13 protein-coding genes and 1 riboswitch are annotated in these 16,491 nt (G+C 45.4%); of the genes, 5 read left to right on the forward strand and 8 right to left on the reverse strand.

Annotated features, from left to right (window positions below; all coding sequences use genetic code 11):
- From WJ238_RS07575 to WJ238_RS07590, 4 genes are all read right to left on the reverse strand, one after another.
- Positions 1 to 394 (reverse strand): ECF transporter S component (locus tag WJ238_RS07575; RefSeq protein ID WP_337606592.1); only part of this gene is annotated, 394 nt, incomplete at its 3' end.
- A gap of 248 nt (positions 395 to 642) precedes the next feature.
- Positions 643 to 776, reverse strand: a riboswitch (FMN riboswitch).
- Positions 777 to 854: 78 nt separating this feature from the next.
- On the reverse strand, positions 855 to 2,246 hold the full coding sequence (locus tag WJ238_RS07580; RefSeq protein ID WP_337606593.1) for a Na+/H+ antiporter NhaC family protein: 1,392 nt from the start codon (positions 2,244 to 2,246) through the stop codon (positions 855 to 857).
- 87 nt (positions 2,247 to 2,333) lie between these two features.
- Positions 2,334 to 3,500, reverse strand: a complete 1,167-nt coding sequence (locus WJ238_RS07585; RefSeq protein ID WP_256194914.1) for an alanine dehydrogenase — start codon at positions 3,498 to 3,500, stop codon at positions 2,334 to 2,336.
- A gap of 67 nt (positions 3,501 to 3,567) precedes the next feature.
- Positions 3,568 to 4,458 (reverse strand): LysR family transcriptional regulator, encoded by an 891-nt coding sequence (locus WJ238_RS07590; protein WP_337606594.1) that lies wholly within the window; start codon positions 4,456 to 4,458, stop codon positions 3,568 to 3,570.
- 389 nt (positions 4,459 to 4,847) lie between these two features.
- Here WJ238_RS07590 and WJ238_RS07595 point away from each other — a divergent pair, with 389 nt between their 5' ends.
- Positions 4,848 to 5,534 (forward strand): YoaK family protein, encoded by a 687-nt coding sequence (locus WJ238_RS07595; protein WP_337606595.1) that lies wholly within the window; start codon positions 4,848 to 4,850, stop codon positions 5,532 to 5,534.
- 36 nt (positions 5,535 to 5,570) lie between these two features.
- On the opposite strand, the gene WJ238_RS07600 is transcribed toward WJ238_RS07595, so the two are convergent.
- Positions 5,571 to 7,727: a Tex family protein gene (locus WJ238_RS07600; RefSeq protein ID WP_316268243.1), complete on the reverse strand. Its 2,157-nt coding sequence runs from the start codon at positions 7,725 to 7,727 to the stop codon at positions 5,571 to 5,573.
- A 176-nt stretch (positions 7,728 to 7,903) separates the two neighbouring features.
- On the opposite strand from WJ238_RS07600, the gene WJ238_RS07605 reads away from it, so the two are divergent.
- Positions 7,904 to 8,503, forward strand: a complete 600-nt coding sequence (locus WJ238_RS07605; RefSeq protein ID WP_230106960.1) for a TetR/AcrR family transcriptional regulator — start codon at positions 7,904 to 7,906, stop codon at positions 8,501 to 8,503.
- A gap of 74 nt (positions 8,504 to 8,577) precedes the next feature.
- Positions 8,578 to 9,042 (forward strand): GNAT family N-acetyltransferase, encoded by a 465-nt coding sequence (locus WJ238_RS07610; protein ID WP_337606596.1) that lies wholly within the window; start codon positions 8,578 to 8,580, stop codon positions 9,040 to 9,042.
- Positions 9,043 to 9,136: 94 nt separating this feature from the next.
- Here the strand turns inward: WJ238_RS07610 and WJ238_RS07615 are convergent, their stop codons facing one another.
- The 3 genes from WJ238_RS07615 to WJ238_RS07625 form a co-directional block, all read right to left on the reverse strand.
- Positions 9,137 to 11,506: a ribonucleoside triphosphate reductase gene (locus WJ238_RS07615; RefSeq protein ID WP_337606597.1), complete on the reverse strand. Its 2,370-nt coding sequence runs from the start codon at positions 11,504 to 11,506 to the stop codon at positions 9,137 to 9,139.
- 147 nt (positions 11,507 to 11,653) lie between these two features.
- Complete coding sequence (locus WJ238_RS07620) at positions 11,654 to 12,346, reverse strand: anaerobic ribonucleoside-triphosphate reductase activating protein (RefSeq protein ID WP_316268222.1); 693 nt, start codon at positions 12,344 to 12,346, stop codon at positions 11,654 to 11,656.
- 51 nt (positions 12,347 to 12,397) lie between these two features.
- The gene (locus WJ238_RS07625; protein ID WP_337606598.1) at positions 12,398 to 13,639 is read right to left on the reverse strand and encodes an MFS transporter; all 1,242 of its coding nucleotides are present in this window, start codon (positions 13,637 to 13,639) and stop codon (positions 12,398 to 12,400) included.
- 305 nt (positions 13,640 to 13,944) lie between these two features.
- Here WJ238_RS07625 and hydE point away from each other — a divergent pair, with 305 nt between their 5' ends.
- Complete coding sequence (gene hydE, locus WJ238_RS07630) at positions 13,945 to 15,000, forward strand: [FeFe] hydrogenase H-cluster radical SAM maturase HydE (protein ID WP_337606599.1); 1,056 nt, start codon at positions 13,945 to 13,947, stop codon at positions 14,998 to 15,000.
- Positions 15,001 to 15,042: 42 nt separating this feature from the next.
- The gene (gene hydG / locus WJ238_RS07635) at positions 15,043 to 16,464 is read left to right on the forward strand and encodes a [FeFe] hydrogenase H-cluster radical SAM maturase HydG (RefSeq protein WP_337606600.1); all 1,422 of its coding nucleotides are present in this window, start codon (positions 15,043 to 15,045) and stop codon (positions 16,462 to 16,464) included.
- Positions 16,465 to 16,491 lie beyond the last annotated feature (27 nt).

The following is a 16,491-nucleotide window of genomic DNA, read 5'->3' on the forward strand; positions in this document are numbered from 1 at the left end:
TCATAAACAGCGTTCCTGTCACCATTCCGATGATGGCGCCTTTTCTTGTTTTCATTTTCCGATAAATAAGTCCCGCCGGAACAACCAATGAACAGCCGATCAGGAAGTTAGCCACCTCTCCTACTCCTGCCGTCATGGTTCCGTTAATAGCAAGATTAAGTATAATCTTGATAAGCTCGATAACAGCTCCCGCAAGCGGTCCCATTGCAAAACATCCAACCAGTACAGGCACTTCGCTGAAGTCTATTTCATAGAAGGCCGGCGCGAACGGCAGCGGTATTTCAAAAAGCATTAATACAACTGCAATTGCCGAAAGCATTCCAATCTGTGCGATCGTGCGGATCTTTACTCTTGATTTTTCTCTTGTTCTGTTGTCCATTACTTGTGTACTCATTTTCTTTCTCTCCTTTTTGTTGAAATATGGTATCTGTATACAGTTTTTTACTTCTGTATACCGATGCGCCACTCCGGCGCTTTTGTAAATCCAGGAAAGAAAATCTTCACAGAGATATGCAGCGTATTGAGCAAGTTTGTGAAATATTTCTATTTGACAGGAAAGAAAATTTCCCGAAACAAATAAAAAAACTCCGATATTAAAAATATCGGAGTCGTAGAATCGCTTGCCTATTTTCTATCTACTACATAATTCTTCTCTCATCCAGACTTTACTGTCGGTTTTGGAATTTCACCAAATCAGCCTTCCTCTGCTCCTGGCAGATTCCGGGTCGCGGACTGTAACCGCCGGTTGGGACTTTCACCCGACCCCGAAGATTTATTCTTTTCCGTGTTCTATTATAGAACGATATTCCAGACATTGCAAGACTTAATTTTGTGCTGAAGAAACTTCCTGATTTTTAAATAAAGAAAATTCCTATTACAAAGTACGCTATTAATGCAAGGCCTCCGCACACAAGAGCATACGGCAGCTGTGTCTTTACATGGTCAATATGATCAGATGCCGCACCTGTTGATGAAAGCACCGTCGTATCCGAAAGCGGTGAACAGTGATCTCCAAAAACTCCGCCTCCTGCAACTGCCGCAAAACTTGCAACGATCAAAAGACTCATTTGATTATCTGTAAAGCTGAAGGCAAGCGGAAGAGCGATCGGCATACAGATGGCAAATGTTCCCCAGGACGATCCTGTAGCAAAAGCCATAATAGATGCTACTAAGAAAATAATAGCCGGCAGCATATGTGGAGTCAGGAAGTTCTCCGTCAGGGAAATGATATAATTTGCAGTTCCCATTTCGCTGCTCAGCTCATTCACTGCATAAGCAAGGGCAAGAAGCATAACTGCCGGAATCGCTCCCTTTACACCATCAGTCAGAGTGTTCATCACTTCTTTAAATGGGATTCCCTGGATCATCATACTGATCGTCATAATAATAACTACAAACAAAAACGCTTCCATTGTCTTTGCAGAGTCAAAAGCAATATATGTTCCAAGCGCAATGCTGATAATAACAAGAACCGGAAGAATAAAATTCAGAAAAACTCTTTGCCGGATTCCCGGATACGGCTGCATCTCTGTCAGCTCTTTCCCAATCAGAGGCGTTGCTCCATCCCGGATAACCTTTCCTTCCTCTACCGCACGTTTCTCTGCTTTCTTCATGGGGCCGAAATCTTTTACGATTCCAGTTGCAATCAAACCTACAAAGAGTACAGCGAAAATAGGATAAAAATTAAACGGAATGGCATGCAGGAATAAGGAAGCCGCATCTTCCGTGGTTTCAATACATCCCACTCCAAGGGCAAGTCCCATCAGATATGCCGCCCAGCCGGTGATCGGCATAAGAACGCTGACAGGAGCGGAAGTAGAATCCGCAATGTAAGCCAGCTTTTCTCTGGAAACCTTCGCCTTATCCGTGATACTTCTCATAACCGATCCTACAAAAAGCGGGCTGAAAGAATCACTGAAGTAAATAAAGATTCCAAGAATCCAAGCCATAAGCTGTGCACCTTTTCTACTCAGATTCTTTTCATGCACTTTCTGTGAAAATCCCTGGATTGCTCCGGTCTTCTGGAAATAAGCCACCAGGATTCCGATAAAAGTATTCAGCAGCATTACCCAGGAAAAACTTGTTGTTCCAAGGCTGTTCTGCAAAAGAGTCGGGAAGCCGAAAATTCCCTGTCCCGCGCACAGTGTCCCTACGATACACGCCACCGCCAGGGACACAACCGTGTTTCTAGTAATGAAAGACAATACGATAGCAAGTATTGCCGGAATAACTGAAATAAATCCCATTGTTTCCATTTGATTTTCCCTTTCTCATTCGTTCTTTAGATGACGGAACGCACAGAATCTCTTCCGCACCGTTCCGCCTGTAAATCATTATAATTTAATATAATTTTCTGACCGTGTCACTGTGGCCGGAGGCGCCGGATCCAGCTGCCTGTCTGCAATCCCCAGGATATCCTCTGGACGGATCCACGGACGGTTCTGAAGAGCGCTTGTCTCTTCATGAGTCAAATAACCTTTGTATGTGGTGAGGCTTCTTCTTAAAAATCCGTCCCGCTCACATGCCTTGGCAACTCCATTGTTTAAAATGCTGCGGAAATGCGGAAGAACAGACGCCGCATAAGCAACAGATGTGGAGTTGGCAATAGCTCCCGGAATATTGCTTACACAATAGTGCACAACTCCTTCCTCCACATATCTTGGGTTCTCATGAGTTGTCTCGTGAAACGTCTCAATCGCTCCCTGTTCATCGTTACTGATATCTACAAGAACTGATCCTGGCTCCATAGTTCTTATCATCTCTCTCGTCACCAGATATTCCTTATTCCCTTTTGGCCACTTTACACAATTCAATATCATATCTGTTTCCGGAAGAACAGCGGCAATATTTTCCCTGCTGGAGATCATCGTGTTGATGGTCTGGTTATACTGACTCTGCAAAGTCCGCAAAAGTCCGATATTGATATCTGCCACTGTGACCCACGCTCCAAGAGCATGCAGAACTGACAGCGCTGCCTGTCCCACTGTTCCCCCTCCAAGGATCAATACCTTCATTCCCGGAGCGGCCCCCAGTCCGCTGACAAATTTTCCTTTTCCGCCATTGATCGTAAGCATAGATTCCAGCCCCATTAAGGCTCCCTGTTTTCCCGCTGCTTCACAGTTGGGAGAACCATATCTGTGGCTGTCCTCAGCTGTAAATGCGATCACCTTTTTGTCCAGAAGCGCCTGTACTTCTTCCGGATGAGCTGCCGGATGGATACAGGTGAACACAATCTGATCCTCACGGAGCATGTCATATTCTGACGGCTCAAATTCTTTTACTTTCGCAACAAAATCGCAGGTATCATAAATTTCTTTTGCTGTATCTACAAGTTTTGCTCCTGCCAGAGCATACTTTTCATCCGGAAATCCCGCCCTTGCTCCTGCTCCTTTTTGCACAAGGACCTCATGGCCATCTGCAGTCAGACTGGAAATTTCAACAGGAGTAGCAATCACTCGGTTCTCTCCTACTTTAATGTCCTTTAAAATTCCTACCTTCATTTTTTTACCTTCTTTGCATAAATATTCTTATGTTATGAATACGCACAACGATTTATTATACCTTTTTTTAATCTTTATCGCAATATTTTTTCTTCGTATAATCCCAGAATGCCCCTGCTGCCGCCGGTGGCAGCTGATAGCGGCGACGTACAAGATAAAGTCTGGAGTCATGCTGAGGATGTATAATTTTTTTATAAACCAGATTTCGTCCGCTTGTAAAACTCTTTACCGACTCCGGACTGATAGCGATTCCGGTACTATGTTCCACCATGGGAATCACAGAGGCTACCGAATTATAATAGCAGAAGATCTTTCTCTCTTCAGATATTTCGTTAAACCAATTGAGAATCTCGTCCTGAAGAGAAGGACGCACAGAAATCATCAAAGGTTCCTGTCCCAGGGCAGACAGTTCAATTTCATCCGCTCCTCCTGCAAGAGGATGATCCCTGCTCATGACAGCAACCCACGGTTCCTGCCTAAGGAATATGCTTTCACATTGTTCTATATAGAAAGGTTCTCTTAAAATGGCCATATCCACAAGGCTGCGGTTCAGTTTATCTGTAACTTCATCTCCATTGCCTGACCAGATCTGAAAAGAGACATCCGGGTACTGACTGTGAAATCCTTCCGCCAAATCAGGAAGAATACTTCCCCCGCATGTCTCCACTACCCCGATCGACACCTGCCCGCACAAACTGTTTCCCATTTGTCCCAGCTGACTTCTTGTCTTTTCCACAAGTGCCAGGATCTCCTCCGCCTGCCTCTTTAAATAATAGCCTTCTTCCGTCAGCTGGATCCTCCTTTTTCCTCTCTCAAAAAGAACAACTCCCAATTCCTCCTCCAGAAGCTGGAGCTGCCGGCTTAAAGGGGGCTGGGCAATACACAGCCTTTTCGCCGCTTTCGTAATATTCCCTTCTTCTGTTACTGCCAGAAAATACCTCAATGATTTTATATCCATTTTCCGCACCTCATTATCTATACTTTTTTGATATGGTTATTTATATATTATATGTATTTTTATATAGAATTACAATATGATATAATGTGCACGCAGGCAATGAGCCGTGCAGAAATACAAGAAATCAAAAGGCCCGCTTGCAGGGACTTTTGGTGTCTTGTATTTCTATAGGGCGAATGCCCGTGAGCGAGGCCTCTTGGGGCCGAGCTGTCACGGCTCATTGAGCTCTCTGTATCTTCACAGGGCGAATGCCCGTGAGCGAGGCCTCTTGGGGCCGAGCTGCCACGGCTCATTGAGCTCTCTGTATCTTCACAGGGCGAATGCCCGTGAGCGAGGCCTCTTGGAGCCGAGCTGTCATATTACTATTATAAAATTTGAGGTTAATTATCATGGAAAAAAAATATGAAGCTCCCATTCATTATCTGATGTCATTTATCGGCGGCTTTTTCGGTGTATACTCCATTTTAAATTTTTGTGATTTTTTCGGCAATGCACAGACTGCAAACATGATTTATCTGATTACTAATCTTCTCGGTCATAATTTCAGCAGCGCCCTTATCCGTCTGGGCGGCGTGGCAGTCTATATGCTGGCTCTTGGCCTGACTGCCTACCTCCCCAAACATTCCCGCATCAGCCTCCCGCTTGCAAGTGTACTTCTGGACGGTGCGGCTGCCTTTGTGGTTGGTTTCCTTCCTGCCGGGATGGATCCGGTACTGGCCCTCTATCCGTTTTTCTTCGCCACCGCATTCCAGTGGGGAAGCTTTAAAGGCGCTTATGGATTCACAAGCTCTACCATTTTTTCCACTAACAACCTTCGGCAGTTTACTACTGCTGTAACAGAAATTATTTTTAACAGGGATTCTTCTTTCTGTCTGAAAGCAAGATTCTTTGGTTGTACACTTCTTTCTTATCATCTGGGAGTTGCCGTTTCTTATATTCTGTGTATGGTCTGGGGAACTCACAGTATCTGGTTTGTGATTCCCGCCGCTATTGCGGCAGTTCCTTTTGTCTGCATTGACAACGGATGTTTCTTCACTGGCGATTTTCAAACTTTTGTGCAAAAAAACAGAACCTGAAACCTGATTTCAAGTTCTGTATCCAAGAAAGAATATCTAGGAAATCCCTTTCATGGTAAGCTGGATCCGTTTTCTTTTCAGATCCACACTCATGACCTTCACATCTACGATATCTCCCACACTCACTGCTTCCAGCGGGTGTTTAATAAACTTCTTATCTGTGATCTCTGAAATATGCACCAGTCCGTCCTGATGAACTCCGATGTCCACAAAAACTCCAAAATCAATTACATTTCTTACTGTTCCTTTGAGAATCATACCTTCTTTTAAGTCTTTCATTTCCAGCACATCGGTGCGAAGGATTGGCTTGGGCATCTCTTCTCTCGGATCACGTCCGGGCTTCTCCAGTTCTTTTACAATATCCCGCAATGTAATATCACCGATTCCAAGCTCTTCTGACAACTTTTTATAATCTTTAATGGTAAGAGACAATCCTGCCAACCGTCCTTTTGCAACATCTTCCAGCGTAAATCCCTGTTTTTCCAGGAGTTTTTTCGCCGCCTCATAGGATTCCGGATGAACGCTGGTTGCATCCAGCGGATTATCGCCGCCTGCGATCCTCATAAATCCTGCACACTGTTCATAGGCCTTTGGCCCCAGTTTTGCTACTTTCAAGAGCTGCTTTCTGTCAGTAAATTCTCCATTTTCTTCCCGATAGGCAACAATATTTTTTGCAATCGCTGTACTGATGCCGGATATATAGGAAAGAAGCGGCGCAGATGCAGTATTGAGATCTACCCCTACCTTATTGACACAGTCTTCCACAACTCCGGACAGCGTATCGCTTAATTTTTTCTGGTTCATATCATGCTGGTACTGCCCTACTCCTATAGACTTAGGGTCTATTTTCACCAGTTCCGCCAGAGGATCCTGCAGTCGCCTTGCAATAGAAGCGGCGCTTCTTTGACCAACGTCAAATTTCGGGAACTCTTCCGACGCAAGCTTACTTGCGGAGTACACAGATGCCCCCGCTTCACTGACGATCACATACTGCACTTTCTGCGGAATTTCTTTTAAAAGTTCCACAATAAACATCTCCGATTCCCTGGACGCCGTTCCGTTTCCAAGGGAAATCAACGTAATATTATACTTTGGTATGATCTTTTTCAGAAGATCTTTGGATGCCTGGATCTTCTGTGGAGTGGTGGGCGCTGTAGGATAAATTACTGTTGTTCCGATCACTTTTCCTGTCGGGTCTACCACTGCCAGCTTACATCCTGTCCGAAAGGCCGGATCCCATCCCAGAACAGTCTGTCCGGTAATCGGCGGCTGCATAAGAAGCTGCTCCAGATTTTTTCCAAATACACTGATAGCTCCGTCCTCTGCCTTTTCCGTCAGGCTGTTCCTGATCTCCCGCTCGATGGCAGGCGCGATCAGCCTTTTATAGCTGTCATCGACCGCTTCTTTCAGAGCCGGAGAAGTATTTGGATTCTGTTTATGGATCACCTTTTTCTCAAGGTAGCGCAGAATATCTTCCTCCGGAGCCTCAATCTTAACCGTAATGTATTTTTCTTTTTCTCCCCGGTTCAAAGCCAGAATCCGGTGTCCCGCAAGTCTTGTTACAGGTTCCTCAAAATCATAATACATTTCATATACAGACTGCGCATTTTCGTCCTTTGCCTTGGAAATCAGCTTCCCTTTCTGCATGGTGATCTTACGGATATGACTTCTGAAATCTGCTTCGTCCGAAATATTTTCCGCAATAATATCCTTTGCTCCGGCAATAGCTTCCTCTGCATTCTTTACTTCCTTTTCCGGATTTACATATTCCTGCGCTGCCTCCTCAAGAGACATATTCAGATTCTGAAATGTAATAAGGGCAGCCAGGCCTTCCAGGCCTTTTTCTTTGGCAATGGTTGCCCTTGTCCTTCTCTTAGGGCGGTAAGGACGATATAAATCCTCTACTACCACCATTGTCTCTGCCTCAAGAATCTGCTTTTTCAGTTCTTCCGTCAGTTTTCCCTGTTCCTCAATACTGGAGAGCACCTGCTCCTTTTTCTCTTCCAATCCCCTAAGGTACTGCAGCCTTTCGTGCAGCCGGCGAAGCTGCTCATCATCAAGCGTCCCAGTTGCTTCTTTTCTGTATCTTGCGATAAACGGAATGGTATTGCCTTCATCAATCAGCTTGATGGCTGCATCTACCTGCCATCTTTTTACTCCCAATTCCTCCGTAATTCTCTGATTAATATCCATATGTTACAATCCTTTCTTTGTGGTGCTTATCTGCAGGATTATTATACTGGAAAACATCCGGTTATGCAATGAAAGGAATCATCAAAGGAAAATACCGAGTTCACTCTGTTTTCTTGAAGCCCCTATGGAAATATGGTATAATCGCTTTTATAAACAGATAAAGGGGATGTATCGCTATGGTAAAAACAGAGGAGTTATCCAAACAGCAGTTAAAATCAAAAGAAACAAAAGACCGAATCTTTCAGGCTGCCAAAACAATCCTTAGAAAAAAGGGATATGAAGGCTTGTCTATAAAAAATATATGTGAAGAAGCAGGCGTTTCCAACGGTAGTTTCTATCACCATTTTAAAACAAAGGATGATCTTTTATCTTATTATATTGAAGAACAGCCAAGTATTGATCCCGATTGTCTTGAACTTCCCGCCAACGCCGAAGAAGCCAAGACGGCCATTATCCATGTTTATTTAAATTATGCCCACTATTGCCGCGAGCTTGGCCTTGATTTTGTATCAAACTATTACACACCAAAAAATCAGTCTTTAAATCCTGATATCCGAACAGAGCGTCCCTATCCTATCGTTACTGTCCAGCACTATCTGCAGAGGGCGATCGACGCTGGTATCCTCCACTTAAAGCATCCTCTGGAGGAAGTCACCACGGATATCCGTATTATCGTAATCGGCAATGTATTCGAGTGGTGCCTGAAGAATGGAGATGCTGATTTTGAGGGAAATATACGGCGTCTTCTGACAACTTATCTCGATGGGCTTATGTAGATGGGGTTATACAGGTTGCTTTCCTTTGCTTCTCATGATATGATGAACCCACAAAGCAAAAGGAGGGTTTATCAATGCTGATGATCAGAGACATTACCGAGGCTGACAGGGAAGAAGTTATCGCAATGATGAAAGAATTTTACGGAAGCCCTGCCTGCCTTCACACAGTCCCTGAAGAAAATTTTCACCGGACCATCACAGCGGCAATAGAGAAAAGTCCTCTCGCAAGGATCCTTGTTCTGGAAGAGACAGATCAGTCGCCGGCAGAAAGGATTACCGGATATGCTAACCTGGCTATCACCTGGAACAACGAAGCAGGCGGCATCCAGGTATGGTTTGATGAACTTTTTTTCAAAAGTAATGCCAGGGGAAAGGGATACGGCACTGAAGTTTTTCAGTGGCTGGAAAAAGAATATCCGCAGGCACGGCGTATCCGTCTGGAAGTAACCCACGAGAACACCAGAGCAATTTCTCTGTATGAGCGGCTCGGATATGAAGAACTGCCCTATTATCAGATGATCAAGGATAAGTTATCCTGATGGCAGAAATTTTAAAAAATTATATAAAACGAATACGCCCGGCTACTTTTCATAGCCGGGCGTTCTTTTTTACACTTCCATACGAAACGTCAATCTATTCGTTTTCTTCCGTATATTTCTTAATATTGGATGCGTTTGTAAGCTTCTGCACACCGTCTTTTCCTACAAGCACAAGGGTCGGCGCAGACATGATCCCATATTTCTTTGCCAGATCTTTATTTTCCTCCGCATCGATCATCTCATAATCCACATGGGCCTCTTCCAGTGCATTCTTGGCTATCTTGCAGTTAGGACAGGTCTTTGTTGTAAACAGAAGCTTTCTCGGTGCATCCGCCTCTGCCTTCATGACCTCATCGATCTTTTCTCCTGCCTTGGATTTTACATGGAAGTGAGAATGACTCAAGTCATATACTTTACGATCCTTAAATTCCTGTGCCTTTCCGTCATTCCAGTTCTGAACCGGACGGTAGTATCCTGTAATACGGCTGTAAACTTCTGTTACATTGCCGCACTCCGGACAAGTATAGTGCTCGCCCGAAATATAACCGTGATCCTTACAGATAGAGTAAGTCGGTGACATTGTATAATAAGGCAATTTGTAATTTTCTGCTATCTTACGTACCAGAGAAGCGGCTGACTTCCAGGAAGGAAGCTTCTCTCCCAGGAACGCATGGAACACGGTTCCTGATGTGTACAGTGTCTGCAGATCATCCTGAATGTCCAGAGCGTCAAAAATATCTTCTGTATATCCTACAGGCAAATGAGAACTGTTGGTGTAATATGGCGTGCCGCAGTCCTCTGCCGCTGTAATGATATCCGGGAACTGCTCCACATCATGTTTCGCAAACCGGTAAGCGGTTGACTCTGCCGGTGTTGCTTCCAGATTGTAAAGATCGCCGTATTCTTCCTGATATCCGGACAGTCTTTCTCTCATATGATTAAGAACTCTCTTGGAAAATTCCTGTGTCTCCTTATGCGTCATATCCTTGCCGATCCATTTTGCGTTGAGTCCGGCTTCATTCATTCCCACAAGTCCGATCGTGGAGAAATGATTGTCAAATGTTCCAAGATAACGTTTTGTATACGGATACAGTCCGCCTTCCAGAAGCTGGGTAATAACCTGTCTCTTTACATGCAAAGAGCGGGCAGAAATATCCATCAGCCGGTCCAGACGGCTCATAAACTCTTCTTCGTTTTCAGACTGGTAAGCGATCCTTGGCATGTTGATGGTCACAACTCCAATGGATCCTGTGCTCTCGCCGCTTCCGAAAAATCCGCCTGATTTTTTGCGAAGCTCACGAAGATCAAGACGCAGACGGCAGCACATGCTTCTTACATCGCTCGGCTCCATATCACTGTTAATGTAGTTAGAGAAGTATGGTGTTCCGTATTTTGCTGTCATCTCAAAGAGAAGACGGTTATTTTCCGTATCAGACCAGTCAAAATCACTGGTGATGGAGTAAGTCGGGATCGGATACTGGAATCCGCGTCCGTGAGCATCTCCCTCGATCATGATCTCAATGAACGCCTTATTGATCATATCCATCTCTTTCTTACAGTCTCCGTATGTAAAATCCATGTCCTTGCCGCCGACGATCGCCGGAAGGTTGGCAAGGTCATTCGGAACAGTCCAGTCCAGAGTAATATTGGAAAACGGTGCCTGTGTACCCCATCTGGACGGTGTGTTCACTCCGTAAATAAACGATTCTATACACTTTTTCACACTGTCATAGCTTAAATTGTCCACCTTGACAAACGGCGCCAGATAAGTATCGAAAGAAGAGAATGCCTGCGCGCCGGCCCATTCATTCTGCATGATTCCCAGGAAGTTTACCATCTGGTTGCAAAGAACGCTCAAATGCTTTGCAGGAGAAGAGGAAATTTTTCCCGGTATTCCTCCCAACCCTTCCTGGATCAGCTGCTTCAGCGACCATCCTGCACAGTATCCGGTCAGCATGGAAAGGTCATGAAGATGGATATCCGCATTTCTGTGAGCCTGCCCGATCTCCTCATCATAGATTTCCGACAGCCAGTAATTTGCTGTGATCGCTCCTGAATTGCTTAAGATCAGACCTCCCACAGAATAAGTTACTGTAGAATTTTCTTTCACACGCCAGTCGGAAACATTAACATAATTGTCAACAATTTCCTTATAATCCAACATGGTCGATTTGAGATTGCGGATCTTCTCCCGGTTTTTACGATAAAGGATATATCCTTTTGCCACATCGCCGTAACCTGCCTGGACAAGCACCTGCTCTACGCTGTCCTGAATATCCTCTACCTGGATCAGATCCTTTTTGATCTTCGGCTCAAAATCTGCAGTCACCTTCAGCGACAGCATATCTATGATGGACGGATGATACTGCCTGTTCTGTGCTTCAAACGCTTTTGTGATGGCGATACTGATCTTGGCAATATCAAATTCCGCGATCTGTCCGTCTCTTTTTACTACCTGATACATGAAATGACCTCCCCTTTTATTTTTCTTTTGTGCTGGTTCTTTTATCATACCACCTTATCTCCGTAAGAGTCAATACAAAATAACAACATGTTGTGCACACTTTTCGTCTTCTTCACAACATGTTGTTATTATGTTCCCTCATATTTTCTATAAACCACGCAGTTTTGCAGATTCTACGTCCTTTTTCACAACCTCCAGGGCCTGCTCCATAATTTCTTTATTATAGCCGTGCAGTCCGGGACGGATCAGATCCCCTGAATCTACAAACTGCTGAAGGTAATACTCCCTGGCTCCCCGGATCCACCGTCCAATAGAAGCAAAATCCGACCTTTGATGAAATTCCCGCACAACAGTCGTTCGAAATTCATAGGGTACTTCTCCCGACATCAGATACTTGACACTTCTATGTACATCTCTGATATCATAATCTTCTATCCCGATCGTTTTTCCGTAATGCTCCTGGGAATTTTTAATATCCATTGCCACATAATCGATCAGTCCTGCTTCCACAAGCCGGATCAGCTTATCCGGAAAGCTTCCGTTGGTGTCCAGTTTCACATCATACCCCATCTCTTTGATCTGCCGGATAAATTCTTCGATCCCGTCCTGTATCAATGGCTCTCCGCCGCTGATGCACACGCCGTCAAGGATCCCCTGGCGTTTGGTGAGAAATCGGAAAATCTCCTCTTCCGGTATGGTCTCATTCGCTGATGTATCGATCACAAGGGAGGCATTGTGGCAAAACGGACACCTGAAATTACATCCTGCCGTAAATATGGTGCAGGCAACCTTTCCGGGATAGTCCAGCAATGTTAATTTCTGCAATCCTTGTATTATCATATCTCTCATCTCCTGCTTTTATTTTATTCTATCACAGGCAGGTAGAGATTACTATTTTTTTATTCGTACAGAAACGCGGAATAAAACCAATCCCACTACAAAAACCACCGCCAGAACGGCAACGCCCTGGTTTGTGCTGCCCGTGACCTGTGAAACAAATCCTACCAGGGCAGTTCCGATAAAGGAAGCTCCTTTTCCGCAGATATCCATAATCCCAAAATATTCCCCTGATTTCTGGGGCGGAATTAATTTTGCAAAATGGGAGCGGGACAGCGCCTGTATGCCTCCCTGGAACAATCCCACACATACTGCCAAAATCCAGAACTGCAGCTGGCTGTTTAAAAACAGTGCATATACCGCAATGGCCGTATAGGCCAGGATACAGATGGTGATCAGATTTTCGGACGGGTATTTTTCCGTAAACTTTCCAAAGGCAATCGCCGATGGAAAGGCCACGATCTGAGTGACAAGAAGCGCCAGAAGAAGCCCTGTGGTATCCAGCCCCAATGCCGTTCCATATGCGGTAGCCATCTCTATGATCGTGTAAACACCATCAATATAAAAGAAATACGCAAGAAGATACAATAGAATCTTCCGGTCATCTTTCATGCCTTTTAATGTCTCCCAAAGTCTCCGAAAACTTTTCCCCACAAGTCCGGGCGTATTTTCCACATAATGGATCTGGCGGTAGTTTTTCAGCAGCGGAAAAGACGAAACAATCCACCACACCGCCACTACGGCAAAAGAAATCCCCATCGCCGTCTGCATGGAAAGGCCGAGAGGTTCTGCTCCCAGCACAATCCCAAGACTGATGATAAAGGGAATACAGCTTCCGATATATCCCCAGGCATATCCCTGGGAAGAAACCTCATCCAGTTTTTCCGGCGTTGTCACATCGTGAAGCATAGAATCATAAAACACAAGACTTGCAGAATAGCCGATCTTGGCGATCACAAAGATCACCAGAAATCCCAGCCATGTGGCAGCGATCCCCATGGCAATACAGCCGATCACGCCCACCAGCACAGTAACAAGAAAAATTTTCTTTTTATAGTTTTTAGTGTCGGCCACCGCACCAAAGACAGGCCCGATAAAAGCAACTGCCAAAGTGGCGACAGAGGCCGCATAACCCCAGTATGCAAGATAAGTCACAGAAGAAAGGCCTGCAGATTCTGACAAGTAATTGAAATAGATAGGAATGATCGTGGAAACCAGAAGTACAAACGCCGAGTTTCCAACATCATACAAAATCCAGGCTTTTTCCAGAGAGGTATATTTTTGTTTTTGTTTCATTGTTTTCTCCTTTTCCCTGCCCTGTCGGGCATTTTCCTTTTCGCAATTAAATTACAGCGCACTTTAACTATTATACTCCAGTATAAATGGGGTTTGTCAATTCTACTGCGCATATCTTGTAAAGTTTCTGTAAAGTATTCCCATTTTCCTCCTTACATGATACAATATCAGAAATACCGTACTGATTACAAAGGGTAACACCTGAGTAAAAAGGCGCTTCCAGCATGAATCAAGAAGGGAGATGGAATCTCCCGCCTTTTGCCTGCGCCATCGGTGCAGGTTTTTTTAGGAGGTTAAACGCACAGATGAAACAGACCAATCGCCTGCTGATCGACAAACTGCATCAGACTCATACTCTGTCCAGGGACGAGTGGATCCATCTGATCACAAACCGAACCACAGAGGATGCCTCTTATCTTTTTGCCCTGTCAAGAGAAGTGCGGCATCACCATTACGGACACAGCGTCTATATCCGCGGCCTGATCGAATTTACAAACTACTGTAAAAACGACTGCTATTACTGCGGCATTCAAAAAAGCAACCGCAATGTGTACCGCTACCGTCTCACTGAAGAGGAGATACTCTCCTGCTGCCGGGAAGGCTATTCCCTGGGGTTCCGCACTTTCGTACTCCAGGGGGGTGAGGACGGCTGGTTCACAGATGACCGCATGGTACATCTGATTTCTCAGATCAAAGACCTGTGGCCGGACTGTGCCGTGACCCTCTCTATCGGAGAGAAGGCCCATCATTCCTATCAGGCATTTTTTGACGCTGGGGCAGACCGCTATCTTCTCCGTCACGAGACCTTTGACGCCGGTCACTATGCCCGGCTTCATCCGGCCTGTCTTAGCTCTTCATCCCGGCAGGCCTGCCTGTGGGACCTGAAGGCCATCGGATATCAGGTAGGCACTGGTTTTATGGTAGGTTCTCCTTTCCAGAGCGCGGAAAATCTGGCCGATGACATGCTGTTTATCAAAAAGCTGAATCCTCATATGGTAGGGATCGGGCCTTTTATCCCTCACCGGGATACCGTATTTGCCAGGGAACCTGCCGGCACCCTGGAGCTGACCCTGTTTATGCTGGGACTTCTCCGCCTGATGCTCCCAAAGGTTCTTCTTCCTGCCACCACCGCTCTTGGCACAATCCAGGAGAACGGAAGAGAACTTGGAATCCTGGCCGGTGCAAATGTTGTTATGCCCAATCTCTCTCCGAAAACCCACCGAAAAGATTATTCCCTTTACGACAATAAACTGTCTGACGGCGAGGAGGCTGCAGAGGGAAAAGAAAAGCTGGAAAAGCGTATGGAGGCAGTCGGTTATCATATTCTGACACACCGCGGAGATTCTTTGAACATTTCCTGATCAATGCGGTGTATAAAACTTGCGATAACGGAGGAAAGAAAAATGTATGACGTAAACTCAAAATGTCCAGATGATTTTATCAACCACGAGGAAATCCTCACCACGCTTGCCTACGCTGAAGAAAACAAGCACAATGAGGCACTGATCGATTCCATTATCGAAAAGGCCAAAAAGCGTAAAGGACTGTCCCACCGCGAGGCAGCGGTTCTTCTGGACTGCGATATTGAAGAAAAAAATCAGGAAATTTACAAGCTGGCCGAACAGATCAAAAAAGATTTTTACGGCAACCGTATTGTCATGTTTGCCCCCTTGTACTTATCCAACTACTGCATTAACGGATGTACCTACTGCCCCTATCATATGAAGAACAAACATATTGCAAGGAAAAAACTGACCCAGGAAGAAATCCGGCGGGAAGTCATTGCGCTGCAGGATATGGGGCACAAACGTCTGGCTCTGGAAGCAGGCGAGGATCCGGTGCACAATACCATGGATTATTATCTGGACAGTATTAATACCATTTACAGCATCAAGCATAAGAACGGAGCCATCCGGCGCGTCAATATCAACATTGCCGCTACAACGGTAGATAATTACCGCCTTCTGAAGGAAGCCGGCATCGGCACTTATATCCTGTTCCAGGAAACTTACCATAAAAAAAGTTATCTTCAGCTCCACCCTACCGGTCCGAAACATGACTACGATTACCACACTACTGCAATGGACAGAGCCATGGAGGGCGGCATCGACGATGTGGGAATCGGCGTTCTTTTTGGTCTGGATAAGTACCGTTATGAATTTACAGGACTTCTTATGCATGCCGAACATCTGGAGGCTGCTTTCGGTGTCGGCCCTCATACCATCAGCGTCCCTCGCCTCCGTCATGCAGACGATATCGACGCCGATGCCTTTGATAACGGGATTGATGACGATACCTTCGCCAAGATTGTAGCCTGTATCCGGATTGCGGTTCCCTACACCGGTATGATCATCTCCACCCGCGAAAACCAGAAGTGCCGGGAGAGAGTCCTTCATCTTGGCATCTCACAGATCAGCGGCGGTTCCCGTACCAGCGTAGGCGGATACTGTGAACCGGAGCCGGAAGATGAACGCTCAGAGCAGTTCGATGTCAGCGATACCCGCACATTGGATGAAGTTGTCCGCTGGCTGATGGAAATGGATTACATTCCCAGCTTCTGCACTGCCTGTTATCGGGAGGGACGGACAGGAGACCGTTTCATGTCTCTTTGCAAAAGCGGGCAAATCCAAAACTGCTGCCATCCAAATGCACTGATGACTCTGGAAGAATATCTGATGGATTATGCATCCCCTGAAACAAAAGCCATCGGCGACAAACTGATCGATCGGGAAATCCTCAACGTACCGAATCTTAAGGCACGGGCTGTTGTGGAAGAAAATCTCCGCCTGATCCGTGAAAACAACCGCCGTGATTTCCGCTTTTAATAAAAATCAGAAACACCTTTTTGAATC

The sequence above is a fragment of the Claveliimonas sp. genome (assembly GCF_037273965.1).
GTDB lineage: Bacteria > Bacillota > Clostridia > Lachnospirales > Lachnospiraceae > Claveliimonas > Claveliimonas bilis.

Excerpts from the sequence above, each read along its gene's own strand:
- WJ238_RS07610 (WP_337606596.1), top strand. The coding sequence starts at position 8,578 with ATGCTGATGATCAGAGACATTACCGAGGCTGACAGGGAAGAAGTTATC.
- hydE (WP_337606599.1), top strand. The coding sequence starts at position 13,945 with ATGAAACAGACCAATCGCCTGCTGATCGACAAACTGCATCAGACTCAT.
- WJ238_RS07580 (WP_337606593.1), bottom strand. The coding sequence starts at position 2,246 with ATGGGATTTATTTCAGTTATTCCGGCAATACTTGCTATCGTATTGTCT.
- hydG (WP_337606600.1), top strand. The coding sequence starts at position 15,043 with ATGTATGACGTAAACTCAAAATGTCCAGATGATTTTATCAACCACGAG.
- WJ238_RS07605 (WP_230106960.1), top strand. The coding sequence starts at position 7,904 with ATGGTAAAAACAGAGGAGTTATCCAAACAGCAGTTAAAATCAAAAGAA.
- WJ238_RS07590 (WP_337606594.1), bottom strand. The coding sequence starts at position 4,458 with ATGGATATAAAATCATTGAGGTATTTTCTGGCAGTAACAGAAGAAGGG.
- WJ238_RS07595 (WP_337606595.1), top strand. The coding sequence starts at position 4,848 with ATGGAAAAAAAATATGAAGCTCCCATTCATTATCTGATGTCATTTATC.
- WJ238_RS07620 (WP_316268222.1), bottom strand. The coding sequence starts at position 12,346 with ATGATAATACAAGGATTGCAGAAATTAACATTGCTGGACTATCCCGGA.
- WJ238_RS07600 (WP_316268243.1), bottom strand. The coding sequence starts at position 7,727 with ATGGATATTAATCAGAGAATTACGGAGGAATTGGGAGTAAAAAGATGG.
- WJ238_RS07625 (WP_337606598.1), bottom strand. The coding sequence starts at position 13,639 with ATGAAACAAAAACAAAAATATACCTCTCTGGAAAAAGCCTGGATTTTG.
- WJ238_RS07585 (WP_256194914.1), bottom strand. The coding sequence starts at position 3,500 with ATGAAGGTAGGAATTTTAAAGGACATTAAAGTAGGAGAGAACCGAGTG.
- WJ238_RS07615 (WP_337606597.1), bottom strand. The coding sequence starts at position 11,506 with ATGTATCAGGTAGTAAAAAGAGACGGACAGATCGCGGAATTTGATATT.